This is a genomic window from Caballeronia sp. GAWG2-1 (genome assembly GCF_023631405.1).
Classification (GTDB): domain Bacteria; phylum Pseudomonadota; class Gammaproteobacteria; order Burkholderiales; family Burkholderiaceae; genus Caballeronia.
In genome coordinates, this window is record NZ_JALQDD010000028.1 from 36,076 (window position 1) to 49,867 (window position 13,792).

A 13,792-nucleotide genomic window follows, 5' to 3' on the forward strand; every position below is an offset into this window, starting at 1 on the left:
CGTGGCTTTTTTCATTTCTTCTGATCTTTCTCTTCATCCGGCTCGATACGCGTGACGCCGCCGGTTGCTGGCGGGTCGCTTGCCGGGAAAGTATCTTCCACGGCTTTGTCGACGTCTTCCTCGTCGCGCTCGGAGTGAGGATTTTGCTCTTTCTGGTTGCTCATGTTCGGCTCCTGTCGTGGTGAAAGCTGATGTTCAGCGAGCAACGCGTGTTCCTCCGACGAACGTCAATCGCTCAGGCACGCCGTATGCTCATGTCATGCAACGAAAAAACGCCTGAGAACAGGCATGAGAACGACAGCGCGGATAACGCGTTAATCGACTGAAGCGCGACCAAGGGGAAGAACAAATGGCCACGATCGAAGCCTACGAAAGCTACGCGAGCGACACCGCCGCATCCGTCCCAACTGACCACACGCGTCCTCCTGAGCCGCGCACGGCGGCCGGACAGCGCTTCAGATCCGCGCTCGTGTGCCTTGGCGCGGCGTACGCGCTGTCATGGGCCGAGCTTGCGCTAGCTATCGCGATTGGATTTCCCGGCGATGCGGCGAGTCATCCGCTCGCTGCATCGATTGTCTCGCGCTTGCTTGTCGGCTTGCTTTATCTGTGCGTCGCCGCGCGGCTGCAGTGGGCGCGCTGGATGACTGTCGCGCTCGGCTTCGTGTCCGTCATGTTCGTGGCGCCGACCATCGCCCTGCAATGGCATGCGTTGCCGACCGGCGCGGTCATTTGCGGTGCGGCACTGGTATGCAAGCTCGCGGCATCGCTCTATCTCGTCTCGCGGATGCCGCCGCGCGCTACAGCCTGAATCGCGTAGGCCCTGCGCTCGGTGCCGGGACACGTTCAGATTTTAAGAAAGCATCGGCTTGAACGCGCCGCGCTTCCACACGGCGCATTCTGATGGGCTTAACCGCCTTTTGCGCCCTGCGTATTCACATAAAGCGCGTACAGGCCGTGACTTGCCGCCATGAACAGCCGGTTGCGATGCCTTCCCCCAAAACACACGTTCGCGCAACGCTCTGGCAAATCGATATGTCCGATCGCCTCGCCTTGCGGCGTGAAGACGCGCACGCCGTCGAGTTCCGCGTCGCCCATACCCCAGCCACACCACAGATTGCCGTGGATATCCACGCGAAAACCATCCGGCGTACCGCGTGCGGCGTCGATGACGAGGCGCGGTTCGCCTAACTTCCGGCCGTCGTCGAGCACATCGAACGCGTAAATCGTGCGTGGCGACGAACGCGATTCGACGACATACAGCACCGACTCATCGGGCGAAAAAGCCAGCCCGTTCGGCCCGATGAAGCCATCGAACACAAGCGTGACCTCGCCGCTTTGGCCGTCGACGCGATACACCGCAGGCTTCAATTGCGCCGTCTGCTTTTCGCCTTCGTAATAGCCGTCGATGCCGAAAGGCGGATCGCTGAACCAGATCGAGCCGTCCGACTTCACGACCACATCGTTCGGCGAATTGAGCGGCTTGCCCTGGTATTGATCCGCGAGCACGGTGATCGAACCGTCGTACTCGGTGCGCGTCACGCGCCGGGTGAGATGCTCGCACGTGACGAGCCGCCCTTCGCGATCGCGCGTGTTGCCGTTGGCATTATTCGACGGCTTGCGGAATTCGCCGACCTGCCCGCTTTCTTCGTCCCAGCGCAGGATGCGGTTGTTCGGAATGTCGCTCCACAGCAGATAGCGGCCATCGCCGAACCAGACCGGGCCTTCCGACCATCGCGCGCCCTGATACAGACATTCCACCGACGCCGATGCCAGCCTCAACGCATTGAAGCGCGGGTCCAGCACGCGGACGGCAGGGTCGGGATAGCGGCGCTCGTTGCTTGTCATGCTTGGGGTCTCCTCGGTTTGGCTCAAGTGGATCAATTCGGTCCCAGCTCGCCATCGCGCAGGCGCCAGAGATTGAGCGGGTTGTCATCGGCAAGCGATTCGGGCAAGAGCGCTGCCGGCAAATCCTGATAGCACACCGGCCGCAGGAATCGTTCGATTGCCATCGCGCCGACCGAAGTCGCACGGCTGTCGGAAGTCGCCGGGTACGGGCCGCCGTGCACCATCGCATACGACACCTCGACGCCGGTCGGAAAGCCGTTCGCCAAAATGCGGCCCACTTTGCGTTCGAGCACGGGCATGAGCCGGCGCGCGAGATCGATGTCGTCGTTGTCCATCAGCAAGGTCGCGGTCAACTGGCCTTCCAAACGACGCGCGACGTCGATCATCTCGTCCTCGCCCTGACACACAACGATGATCGACGTGGGCCCGAAAATTTCGTCGGCGAGCTGCGGCACGGTCAAGAACTGCTCCGCCGTCACGCGATACAGCGCCGGCAACGCGCCGCCCTTGCCAGCTGCGCCACCTTCCTGCTTGCCCGTTGCAATGCGTTCCGCTCCCGTCGCGTCGCGTTCCTTCACGCCGTTCGCGTAGGCGTCGGCGATGCCCGCAGTCAGCATTGTCTGCGTGCCCTTCTTTTCGAGCGCGGCCGCCGCGTGATCGATGAAATCGTCGAGATCGGAATCCGCCAGCGCGATCACAAGGCCGGGATTCGTACAAAACTGGCCGACGCCCAATGTCACCGAATCGATATAGCCCGAAGCGAGCGTATCGCCGCGCTTGGCGAGCGCGCCCGGCAAAGCGAAGACCGGATTCACGCTGCTCATTTCGGCGAAAACGGGAATCAGCTCGGGGCGCTTCGCCGCGATGTTCACGAGCGCGAGGCCGCCGCGGCGCGAGCCCGTGAAACCAACCGATTTGATCGCGGGATGCGCCACCAGCGCCTCGCCGATGGCATTGCCCGCGCCGACCACCAGCGAGAACACCCCTTCGGGCAGGCCACTGTCGGCAACGGCTTTCTGGATCGCGCGTCCCACGAGTTCCGACGTGCCGAGATGAGCCGGATGCGACTTGACGACGACAGGACAGCCCGCCGCGAGCGCCGACGCCGTGTCGCCGCCCGCGACCGAGAACGCCAGCGGAAAATTGCTAGCGCCGAACACGGCAACCGGACCGACCGGAATCTTTTGCAAACGCAGATCGGAGCGCGGCAACGGCTTTCTGTCGGGTTGGGCGGAATCGAGCGTCGCGGCAAGCCATCGGCCTTCACGCACGAGCGACGCGAAGAGCCGCAGTTGTCCGACCGTGCGCGCGCGTTCGCCTTCGATTCGCGCCTTCGGCAACGCGGATTCCGCGTGCGCACGGTCGATCAGCGTATCGCCGAGCGCGATGATGTTGTCCGCGATCGCTTCGAGAAACTGCGCGCGGGTTTCCAGTGGCGCGAGACGATACGCGTCGAATGCGGCATCCGCGAGTTCGCAGGCACGCGCGACTTCGGCGTCGCCGCCACCGCCGAAGACGGGTTCGAGTTCGATGTCGCGTGCGGGATCGAAGGCGCGCAGCGTGGCGTCGGTGCCTCGTACGGCCGATGCGCCGATCAACATTTCGCCGGTGATCTTCATGTCAGCTCCTTGTATCGATGAGGCCGGATGCGCCTTCGTTCACTAAATCCGAGGGCGCGCGGCAATGAACGTGTCGACGAACGGGCGCAGTAAGCGTGCCGCGTGCGGCGCTGCGCGTCTTGATTTAAGTGACCGGCGACGCGAGGGAAGCGTTCCGCGAATGCATGAGCGACGCGTGTCGTAGCTGCGGTGATCGCGTCGAAAAGCTAGCACACTGGCGCCAGAAAGGTACCAAACCGTGGAAGGCGCAGCCGATCGTACTAAAGCGCGGCAGCCGTTCAGCCTGACCGCCGCGCCTTACGCCGCGTCTTTCGCCGAAGCCCCAGCCCGCCGAAAAGTGATATGCGAAATCCGCCGCACGAGCAACGCCGCCACCAACGCGGCCACTGCGGTCAACATCACGCCGATGTGAATGGACTGCACGAGCGCGTCGCGGGCAGCATCGAAGAGCGCGGGAGCATCGAGCCCGGCCGTGCGCAGTTCGGACAGCAGTGTGTCGCGCAACGCTTCATCGACGAGAATGCGCGGGTCGATAAAACGCGGCCGCCACTGCGACGCCGCGCTCGTACCCAGAACGCTGATCGTGCGCGAAACCACGCTCGCGTAATGATGCGCGACGATCGTCCCGACGATACTCGTTCCGAGCATGCCGCCGACCATGCGTGTGGACTGCAAGAGCGCCGTTGTGATGCCGAAACGCTCGCGCCCCGCGATCTCCTGCCCGAAGATATTCATGTTGTTGAGCACGAAGCCCAAACCAATGCCGACCGCGCCCATCGGCAGCTCGATATACAAATAGGACGTCGTTTCCTGCGCGAAGGCAAGCGCCACCGACGCCAGCATCAGCAACGTGAAGCCGATGGTGAGGATCATCGTCGGCTTGCGCAAATGAATGACGATACGCGTGTTGATGAAGCTGCCAAGCGCAATGCACGCGGCAATCGGCGTGGCGAGCAACCCCGCCTCCTGCGGCGAAAGGCCGAAGCCGCCCTGCAGCAAAAGCGGCGCGAAGAAGATCAGCGAGAACATCACGAAGCCGGCGAGGAACGACAGCGTGAACAACGTGACGAGTTGTGGCTCACGAAAAATATCGAGCGGGATGATCGGATGCGTCGCGCGCCGCTCGCAAATCAGAAGCGCCGCCGCGCCCACGATCACCGCGCCGCCGAGCGCGAGATTGCCAGCCGACAGTCCGCCTTTCGGCAGTGCCTCGATCAACGCCTGAAAACCGCCGAGCACGAGCGCGACGAGCACGGCGCCGGGCCAGTCGATCTTCACGCCGCCTTCACGCGGCCGATGCAGATTCGGCAAATGCGCCCAGATGAAGTACAGCGCCAGCGCGCCGACCGGCAAGTTCACGAGGAAGGTCGAGCGCCAGCCCCAGTGCTGACTCATCCAGCCGCCGAGCGACGGCCCCGCCGCCGTGCCTATGCCGTATGCCGCCGCCAGCACCACCTGCCAGCGCACGCGGGCACGCGGATCGGGGAAGAGATCGGGGATCGCGGCGAACGCGGTGCCGACCATCATGCCGCCGCCCACGCCCTGCAAACCGCGCGCAAGCGCGAGAAACAGCATGTCCGGCGCGAGTCCGCACAACACCGACGCCACGGTGAACGTGATCACCGCGGCGATCACGAAACGCTTGCGGCCGAAGTAATCGCCGAGACGTCCGAACACGGGCACCGTCACCACCGACGCCAGCAGATACGCGCTCGCAATCCACGCGTAATACTCGAAGCCGTGCAGTTCCGCGACGATAGACGGCAGCGCGGTGCTCACCACGGTCTGATCGAGCGCCACGAGCATGTTGACGAGTCCGATGCCGAGCATCGCGTAAAGCGCGGTTCTGAAGGCGAGTGCTGGCGGCTGGGTTTCGGTCATGCGGCGGGCTGGGGAAAACGAGTCGGACGAACGCCCGTGGAATTTTTAAGCGGGCGCTGATGTCAGAAAGACGAATTGTACGGGTTAGCTTGCGGCAGATCGACCCAGCGCAAAATTAACCGCAGGTCTTCGGACTACTCGCGCGCTATGCTGGAAGCGCCTTCTCGCCGTGCAATCCACGGTGAAACATCGACCGGGAAAGAGGAAAACGTCATGTTCAAACGCATTGTCGTCGCCATCGACGGAAGCCGGACTTCACAGCGCGCCTTCGAAATCGCGCTCGATCTCGCTGTCACGCATCAGGCCGTCGTGCAGCCGTATTACGTCGTCGAGAGCGGGGCCGTGTATTTCGACGTGCCCGGCTACGATCCGAGCCAGTTGCAGAAAACGCTGGCGGAGGAAGGCTCCGACCTTGCTCGACAGGCGGCGGACGCGCTCAGGCAACGCGGCATCGAAGGGCAGGTCGTGACCGTCGAGGCCACCGCGAGCGACGACATTGCGATGCTTATCACCAAGGCCGCCGTCGACTTCAACGCCGATGTGCTGATCATGGGCACGCACGGACGCAAAGGCTTTCAGCGCCTGCTTCTTGGCAGCGTTGCGGAGCGATGCCTGCGGCAAGCCACGCTGCCCGTTTTGCTAATTCCCTCGGCAGCCAGCGCGGAAGGCGACGAAAGCGCCTGACCACGGACTAGCGCAAACGGATGCGCGGCATTTTGTCGCCAGGGTTAACAATCCCGCGATGGGACAATGGTTTTTGTCATCCATCAACAAAAGCGGCCGCCATGTCCGACATTTTTCCCTCACGGCGCAATCTGGCTCAGTGCTCGACCTGCGCCATGCGCCATCTCTGCATGCCCGAAGGCCTGAACGCTCGTGACATCGCCAAACTCGAACATGTGATCTCGGTTACGCGTTCGGTGCGGCGTGGCGAAGCGCTCTACCGTGCGGGCACTCCGTTCGATTCGCTGTTCGCGTTGCGCTCGGGGTCGATCAAGACCGTGGTGATCCGCGAAGGCGGACGCGAACAGGTCACGGGCCTCTTGCTGGCGGGCGACGCGCTCGGGCTCGACGGTATCGGCGAAGGCGAGCATGCCTGCGACGCGATCGCGCTCGAAGACAGTTCCGTGTGTGTCATTCCGTATGCGCTTTTCGAGCGCATGTGCCGCGAAACCGACACCCTGCAAAAGCGGATGCTTCGCATGCTCGGACAGGCTATCAATCGCGAGGCGGATCATGTCTTGCAACTCGGCCTGCTGCGCGCCGAAGAGCGCGTTGCACGCTTGCTGCTCGATCTATCCATGCGGCTCGCCAAGCGGGGGTATGCCACGGCGGAGTTCACGTTGCGCATGACGCGGGACGATATCGGCAGCTATCTCGGCATGACGCTTGAAACCGTGAGCCGCACGCTCTCGCGTTTCGACAAGCTCGGCCTCATCGAAGCGAAGGGCAAATCCATTCGCATCAACGATTTCGAACGCCTGCGCAGCATCTGACGCAAAGCCTTGCGCGGCGCGCCTTGCGCCGCGATTGTTAGACAAAACGCGCATAAACCGCGTGGATTTTTCAGTTGGCACGCGGTTCGCTACGCTTTAATCTTTCTGATTGGCTAAGCCACGGAGATTGGGCGACATGAATCGCGAACCTTCCCTGCGTCACCCGTTGCTCGACCGGCTCGCCGAGGCGCGTCGCGTGACCGACGAATTGTTCGATATCGTCAAGCCGGAGCATCTTTACGACCGGCCGATTGCCGAACGGCATCGCATCGTTTTCTACATCGGGCATCTCGAAGCCTTCGACCGTAATCTGCTCGACAAACGGCTCTTCGACCTGCCGGACTTCAATCCTGCCTACGACCAACTGTTTGCTTTTGGCATCGATCCGGTCGATGGCGGCTTGCCCACCGATCAGCCCGCCGACTGGCCCACGCTCGCCGAAGTGCGGGCGTATCGCGACCGCGTGCGCGCGGATATCGACGCGCAATTCGATCCGGTGACCATCGCCGCACGGCCGCTTTCCGCCGACGAATCGCCCGCGCAGTTGCTGGAAGTCGCAATCGAACATCGGCTGATGCACGCCGAAACGCTTGCCTACATGCTGCATCAATTGCCAGTCGATAGAAAAATCGCGCCGGCGAATGCGATTTCGCAGCGAAACTCCGAAAGTGAACTTTCCCACGAGACGGTGAGCGTGCCGGCCGGAACGGCGACACTCGGGCTGACGCGCGAAGGCGGCATGTTCGGTTGGGACAACGAGTTCGGCCAGGTTCGTGTGAACGTGCCTGCGTTCGTGATCGACCGCCACATGGTGACGAACGGCGACTATTTGCGCTTCATCGATGCCGGCGGCTACTGGAATCGTGCCTATTGGACCGATGCCGACTGGGCGTGGAAGGAGGAGCAACGCGTGGCGCATCCGGCCTTCTGGATTCCCGCCGAAAGCGACAGCTCCGATGGCTGGCGACTGCGCACGATGTTCGAGGAAATCGAGTTGCCGCTCGACTGGCCGGTGTACGTGAGTTATGCCGAGGCGAACGCCTATGCGCGCTGGGCCGGCAAGGCGCTGCCGAGCGAGGCGCAATGGCAGCGCGCGGCGGAAGGCGCGCCGCACGAAGTGGAAGGCAACTTCGACTTCCGGCGCTGGGACCCCTCACCCGTGCAGGCCTATCCAGAGAATCGCAGCGGCTTTGGCGTCGAAGGCCAGTTTGGCAATGGCTGGGAATGGACCTCGACGGTCTTCGGGCCGCTCGAAGGCTTCGAGCCCTTCCCGTTCTATCTCGGCTATTCGGCCAATTTCTTCGACGGCAAGCACTTCATCATGAAGGGCGGCTCACCGCGTACCGCGGCATGCATGTTGAGACCAAGTTTTCGCAACTGGTTTCAAGGGCGTTACCAGTACGTCTACGCTGGGTTTCGCTGCATAAGTGCCTGATCGCCTGACGTGTATCGCGCAAACGAAAACGCCGCCAGTTCCATTGCGAACCGGCGGCGTTTTTACGTGAGCATCAGAAGTCCGTCGTCACCGACAACAGCACCGTGCGCGGCGCGCCTTGCAGCAAATACCCGCCGCTCGTCGACGACCAGTAAGATTTGTTCGCCACGTTGAGCACGCTTGCGCGGAAGGTCGTCGGACGGCCGAAAACCGCTGTCGAGTAGCGCGCGCCGAGGTCGAAGGTATCCCACGCCGGGATCGACAACGTGTTGTTCACGTTCAGATACTGCGAGCCCGTGTGGATCCAGCGCGCCGTTAGCGTGAGGCCGTTTAGCATCGGCACATCGTATTCCGCGTTCAGGTTGAACATCATGGTCGGCACGCCGATCGGCTTGTTGCCGTTGGTCACGGCGGTGCCCGTGTCCTGCTGCGTCGCGTTGATGTAAGTCGCGCCCGCGATCAGGCGCACGCCCTTTACCGGCTCGCCGTACACCGATGCCTCCACGCCGCGATGGCGTTCGTCACCGTCCGCGACGAAGAAGCCCGCGGTGTTGGTGTAGGTCATCGGCTTTTCGATCTGGAATAGCGCGAGCGATGCGCCGTACTTGCCGTTGTCGTACTTCGCGCCGACTTCGTATTGCTTCGACTTCTCGGGCGCGAGTTGCTGCCCGAAGTTGAGCGCGGTGTTGGGCGCCGTGTCGCCGATGGTCAGTGCTTCGCTGCGATTCGCGAACAGCGCCACGTTTTCCCATGGCTTCACGACCAGGCCGAAGACCGGCGTCGTGATCGACTGGTTATAGTTCGCCGTCTGCGCTCCGGTGTACGAGTAAGAATTCGACAGCAATTCCTGATGCCGCGCGCCGATGGTGAAGAGCACGCGATCGTTCAGGAAGCCGAGCGTATCCGACACGGAAATGCTGCGCAGCAGATTCAGCGCGGTGGTCTGCGGATCTTGCAGATTGCCGCCCGTGAACGCGTTAGCCGGATAGCCGACTTGCGGCGTGTCATACAGACTCGTCGGGAACGAACCGGAAAGCGTGTAGGCCGACTGCGAATCCGTCCGTACGATCGACGCGCCCGCCGCCACGAAATGCGACACCGGTCCCGTGTTGAAATGACCGTGCACACCCGCTTCCGCCGACGTGTTGTCCTCCTGGTGCGGCACGCCGAGACGCGTGGCCGTCACGCCCGTCGCGCTCACCGTGGGCGACGAATACTCCCCGTGCTCGTTGGTGTGACGCGTGCCGCCCGTCACGTAAGCCGTCCAGCCAGGCAGAAAATCGTATTCCGCGCGCAGGATGCCGACGGTATCTTCGAGCGATGAATAGCTCCACGTCTGCGCATAGTTATACGTGGCCGAGGGCGGCTCGGGGATGTAATTCGCCGAGTCGTTGACCGTCGGCCGGCCGCCGTTCACGCGCTGGCGCTGATACAGAAAATCGCCGTAGAGACGCAGCTTTTCGCCGCGCCAGTCGAGCGACACGGCCGTCGTATTGTCGCGCCGATGTTCGCCGTCGATACTCGTCTCGCCGTCGTGATTCGCCTGGTTCACGCGAATACCGAACTGCCCTTCGCTGCCGAAACGGCGACCCACGTCGACATGCGCGCCGAAATCGCCCGAAGCGGTTTCTTCGACCGTCACGCGCGTAAGCGGCTTATCGTCGGCGCGCTTCAATTGCAGATTTAAACCGCCGCCCACCGCCGAACCGCCCGGCGATGCGCCATTCAGAAACGCATTTGCGCCCTTGAAGACATCGACGCGTTCGAGCGCGTCGGTCGCGACGAGCTGGCGCGGCGTGATGCCATAGAGACCGTTGAGCGACACATCGTCGCCCTGCAACTGGAAGCCGCGAATGACGTAGGTCTCGGCGAAGTTGCCGAAGCCGTAAGACGTGCGCACGGACGGGTCGTTCATCAGCACGTCGCCGATAGTGCGCGCTTGTTGATCTTCGATCAGCTTGGACGTGTAAGTCGTCATGCTGAACGGCACGTCGAGCATCTTCTGCTGGCCGAGCACGCCAAAACTTGCGCCGCGCGCGACTTGGCCGCCTGCATAAGTCGGTTCGAGCGAACCGGGCAACGCTTCTTTCGATGCCTGAACCTTGACCGCAGGCAAAGTGTTGGCGGGAGAAGCACTGTTATCGGTGCTGGATGGAGCGTCGGCAGTTTGAGCTTGGGCCGACACGGAAAACACGACGGCGATAGCGGCAACGATAGCGGCGCGATGAACAAGCGCCTTGGCAGGCAAGGCCTGCGCGGAATTCGAACGGAACACGGGCATGAATCGGAAGAACGTCGGTGATGGTCGGTTACCGTCCCAGGGCAAGGGGAATCCGGGCGGGATTTTTTGGCGAACGCCGAAAGGCTCACGCACGTTCGGTCTGTTCTGTTGTCGCCGGCATTATAGGGTAAATGCGATTCGTTATCATTAACCGCATGGAAAATTTGTAGCGACGCAACATTCAGTCGGCTGTCCAAAGGCAAGCGCATCTAAATTCGATTTTTCGGCAGGCCCGGTGCAGGTCGTTGACGTGACATCCCGCGAAATAACTTCTGCATGGTTTTCAACGAAGTCGATCGCTAAAGTGACTTCATTCGCAACCTACTGGAACCGAGTGAAATCATGGAATTGATCGGCAAAATCACGACGTACATGATGGCCATCGTGCTTGTTGCATCGATGACCGAAGCGTTCGTGCTGCATGGCAAGTACAAAGGCACCGACCGCGCGTTTGACTGGCACGAGTTCTGGATTTCGCTCGCCGATCTGATCGGCCGAAAGCTGCTCGCGTTCTTGCCGCTTTCGCTAGCAACGCCTGTGTTTCATTTCGCGTGGGAACACCGTATCCATACCGTCGCGACCAACGACATGCTGACGATCTTCCTGCTCTTCATTGGCCAGGAGTTCTGCTACTACTGGTATCACCGCATAGCGCATACGGTGCGCTTCTTCTGGGCGAGCCACGCGGTTCATCACTCGCCGAACCAGTTGACGTTGTCATCCGCTTATCGGCTCGGCTGGACCACCAAGCTCACGGGTTCGGCCATCTTCTTCACGCCGCTCTCGTGGCTCGGCGTGAAACCGGAAGTGGTGATAGCCGTCGTGTCCATCAATCTGCTCGATCAGTTCTGGTTGCACGCTACGTGGATACCCAAGCTCGGCTGGCTCGAATACGTGTTCAACACGCCCTCTTCACACCGAGTTCATCATGCTTCGAATGCCACTTACCTGGATGCCAACTTCGGCGGTGTGCTGATTATCTTCGACCGGCTGTTCGGCACTTACGTGGAGGAACGCGCCGATGAACCCTGCCGCTACGGCCTGACAACGCCGACCACTTCGCATAACCCGGTCGTCGTGGAGACGGAGCACTGGGTGAGCCTTGCAAAAGACATGGCCGGTGCAAAGCGCGTTTCGGATGCCGTCTCCTTCGTGCTTCGCCCGCCGGGTTGGTTGCCGAACGGTCAAGGCGAGACGACGCAGGAACTGCAGCGCAGGCAGAAAGACAGCGTGCAACCCGCGCAGGCGGGTTAAACGGCAGTTACCGCACTCGATCAAAGGCGGATCGTGCGATCCGCCTTTGTCGACTGTCAGCCGCAGCGTTCGTTAGAACGTGACGCTTTGACTGATGACCGTCTGACCGTTGACGATGATGACGGAACTGGCAGTGCCCGTTTGCGTCGGTGCGGCAGGCGTGTTCGGCGAGTACGGACCGGTGCCCGTGCCCTGCTTCACAGCGCCGCCAGCGATATTCGATTGTGCCAGTGCAATGCGATCGATCTTGATCATTTCAAACCTTTTCTGGTTATGTGGGGCGACAGTCCGCTTTCAGCAAACATGCTGTCGCCAGATACTTAAGCTGTCGACAACCGGAGCCACCAGGCTCGGTCGTTCGAAAGCAAGCGGAACCCCAATCGTAACCAAGCTGCACGAAAGATACTTTATTAAACGTCCTAAATATGTCTGTCGTTTGGCAAGACGCATATACGTTGCGCTGCCAGTCGGCCGGTAACGATTTAGACCGGTTGCAAAACTCAAGCTATTCGGCCGTACATGGCGCGGACGACGCGGTACGCGCTCTGCAGCGAATAAGCCAGCGTACCCAAAGACCGCTACGGGTCGGAACGCATGCGACGCGTGAATGCAGAGAACATCTGCAAACGGCACACGTCCGTGATGCTGAATCGAGCCGGTGACGCGTTCTTACGCTAAACGCGCCACGGCAACGCTATAAAGCACGCACCTTAAATGTCGCGCTTCCCGAACGCAGCACGATTAGCTTCCACAAACTCCTCGACGGTCTGCGGCGCCTTCCCGGTGACCCGGCCGATGATCTCGTCGCGCCCTTCGAACACGCCGTTCTGATAGTCCACCGCCACTTCGATGAAATGCTGGATCATGAATTCGGGCAACTTGTATTGGCTCAGATGCTCGCGATAAGCGTCGAGCGTCATCGGGTCGTAGACGACTTTGCGATCGAGCACCGCGCCGATCTTCTCGGCAATTTCCTTCTGACTCAGCTCGATGGGACCGCAAAGCTCGTACGTCTTGCCGATATGACCTGCGGGTTTCGCGAGCGCTGTCGCGATGAAGCGCGCCTGATCTTCGGCGGCAATCGGCGCGTGACGTCCGTTGCCGAATGGCAGCGCAATCTTGCCGTCCTGCACGATCGTATCGCGCACCCACGGAAAAACCATCCACTCGGAGAAAAACGTCGGACGGATATGCACCGTCGGCACGCCCGACCAGTCGAGCACTCTCTCGGCAATCCAATGGTCGCGCGCCGCGTGGCTCTTCGAATCTTCTCGCGCGGAGATTTGCGACATGTTGACGACGACATCGAGTCCATTGCGACGCGCTGCATCGGCGAAATAGGCGGTCGCCTGGATGAAGCCCGGACGCACGGGAAAACAGAGATACGCGGCAGAGACGCCATCCGTCGCACGAATGGCGTCGTCGTGCGAGAGCAAGTCTCCGACGATGACTTCCGCCCCGGCCTGCCGAAGCGCCTCGCTGCGCGCATCCACTGTTCGCACGAGCGCGCGGACTGCATGTCCGCTGTCGAGCAGGTTTTGAACGGTATGCACGCCCGTCTTGCCCGCCGCTGCCGTAACCAAAATTCGTTGCTGTCCCATGATGCCTCTCCTGTTTCGTGGTTAAGCACGTCCGTTCCAGGTTGGCCGGCTAAAGTGCATATGCACTTTTAAGCGCGGACGAGAGCTGCAAAAACCCGAAACGAACACACCAAGTGATTGGATGTTAGCCAAAATCTATACAGAGGTCAAAGCAAGTCTGAATTGTGAATTCCGCATGGCTCGAAGATTCACGCTGAATCGGCTGTGCCCGAAACCCACCGGACGCATCCGACGAGCGTCTTGTCATTGCCTTGCATTCCGCTTCGTTCCGACTATGCTAAGTCAGGTCATCGCCAGCGTCCCAGCGCGCGCCAGAAAGCACCGCGCATCCGACCGTTCGGTATATTTCAGACTCCAAACGAATTCATGCTGCTCGACGG

General features: G+C 61.3%; 12 protein-coding genes. 5 read left to right on the forward strand and 7 right to left on the reverse strand.

Features of this window, described 5'->3' with window-relative positions; all coding sequences use genetic code 11:
• Nucleotides 1–11: 11 nt before the first annotated feature.
• A complete protein-coding gene (locus NCR98_RS18850) occupies nt 12–164 on the reverse strand; it encodes a hypothetical protein (protein ID WP_244828674.1) in 153 nt (50 codons plus the stop codon).
• Between the two features lie 185 nt (nt 165–349).
• On the opposite strand from NCR98_RS18850, the gene NCR98_RS18855 reads away from it, so the two are divergent.
• Nucleotides 350–808 (forward strand): hypothetical protein, encoded by a 459-nt coding sequence (locus NCR98_RS18855; RefSeq protein ID WP_250526948.1) that lies wholly within the window; start codon nt 350–352, stop codon nt 806–808.
• A gap of 98 nt (nt 809–906) precedes the next feature.
• On the opposite strand, the gene NCR98_RS18860 is transcribed toward NCR98_RS18855, so the two are convergent.
• From NCR98_RS18860 to NCR98_RS18870, 3 genes are all read right to left on the reverse strand, one after another.
• Entirely contained in the window at nt 907–1,845 is a 939-nt protein-coding gene (locus NCR98_RS18860; protein WP_250526949.1) for an SMP-30/gluconolactonase/LRE family protein, read from the reverse strand.
• A gap of 32 nt (nt 1,846–1,877) precedes the next feature.
• Nucleotides 1,878–3,464, reverse strand: a complete 1,587-nt coding sequence (locus tag NCR98_RS18865; protein WP_250526950.1) for an aldehyde dehydrogenase (NADP(+)) — start codon at nt 3,462–3,464, stop codon at nt 1,878–1,880.
• 297 nt (nt 3,465–3,761) lie between these two features.
• On the reverse strand, nt 3,762–5,345 hold the full coding sequence (locus NCR98_RS18870; RefSeq protein WP_502799770.1) for an MFS transporter: 1,584 nt from the start codon (nt 5,343–5,345) through the stop codon (nt 3,762–3,764).
• A gap of 213 nt (nt 5,346–5,558) precedes the next feature.
• Between NCR98_RS18870 and NCR98_RS18875 the strand changes: the two genes are divergently transcribed.
• The 3 genes from NCR98_RS18875 (at nt 5,559) to NCR98_RS18885 (ending at nt 8,276) form a co-directional block, all read left to right on the forward strand.
• A complete protein-coding gene (locus NCR98_RS18875) occupies nt 5,559–6,029 on the forward strand; it encodes a universal stress protein (protein ID WP_244828679.1) in 471 nt (156 codons plus the stop codon).
• A gap of 101 nt (nt 6,030–6,130) precedes the next feature.
• Nucleotides 6,131–6,841 carry a helix-turn-helix domain-containing protein gene (locus NCR98_RS18880; protein ID WP_244828680.1) on the forward strand — a complete coding sequence of 237 codons (711 nt, stop codon included), beginning with the start codon at nt 6,131–6,133 and terminating at the stop codon, nt 6,839–6,841.
• 136 nt (nt 6,842–6,977) lie between these two features.
• Nucleotides 6,978–8,276 (forward strand): SUMF1/EgtB/PvdO family nonheme iron enzyme, encoded by a 1,299-nt coding sequence (locus NCR98_RS18885; RefSeq protein WP_250526951.1) that lies wholly within the window; start codon nt 6,978–6,980, stop codon nt 8,274–8,276.
• Nucleotides 8,277–8,349: 73 nt separating this feature from the next.
• On the opposite strand, the gene NCR98_RS18890 is transcribed toward NCR98_RS18885, so the two are convergent.
• A complete protein-coding gene (locus NCR98_RS18890; RefSeq protein WP_250526952.1) occupies nt 8,350–10,557 on the reverse strand; it encodes a TonB-dependent receptor in 2,208 nt (735 codons plus the stop codon).
• 342 nt (nt 10,558–10,899) lie between these two features.
• On the opposite strand from NCR98_RS18890, the gene NCR98_RS18895 reads away from it, so the two are divergent.
• Entirely contained in the window at nt 10,900–11,811 is a 912-nt protein-coding gene (locus tag NCR98_RS18895) for a sterol desaturase family protein (protein WP_250526953.1), read from the forward strand.
• A 72-nt stretch (nt 11,812–11,883) separates the two neighbouring features.
• On the opposite strand, the gene NCR98_RS18900 is transcribed toward NCR98_RS18895, so the two are convergent.
• Nucleotides 11,884–12,066 carry a hypothetical protein gene (locus tag NCR98_RS18900; protein ID WP_250526954.1) on the reverse strand — a complete coding sequence of 61 codons (183 nt, stop codon included), beginning with the start codon at nt 12,064–12,066 and terminating at the stop codon, nt 11,884–11,886.
• A 455-nt stretch (nt 12,067–12,521) separates the two neighbouring features.
• Nucleotides 12,522–13,412 carry an NmrA family NAD(P)-binding protein gene (locus tag NCR98_RS18905; protein ID WP_250526955.1) on the reverse strand — a complete coding sequence of 297 codons (891 nt, stop codon included), beginning with the start codon at nt 13,410–13,412 and terminating at the stop codon, nt 12,522–12,524.
• Between the last annotated feature and the right edge of the window lie 380 nt (nt 13,413–13,792).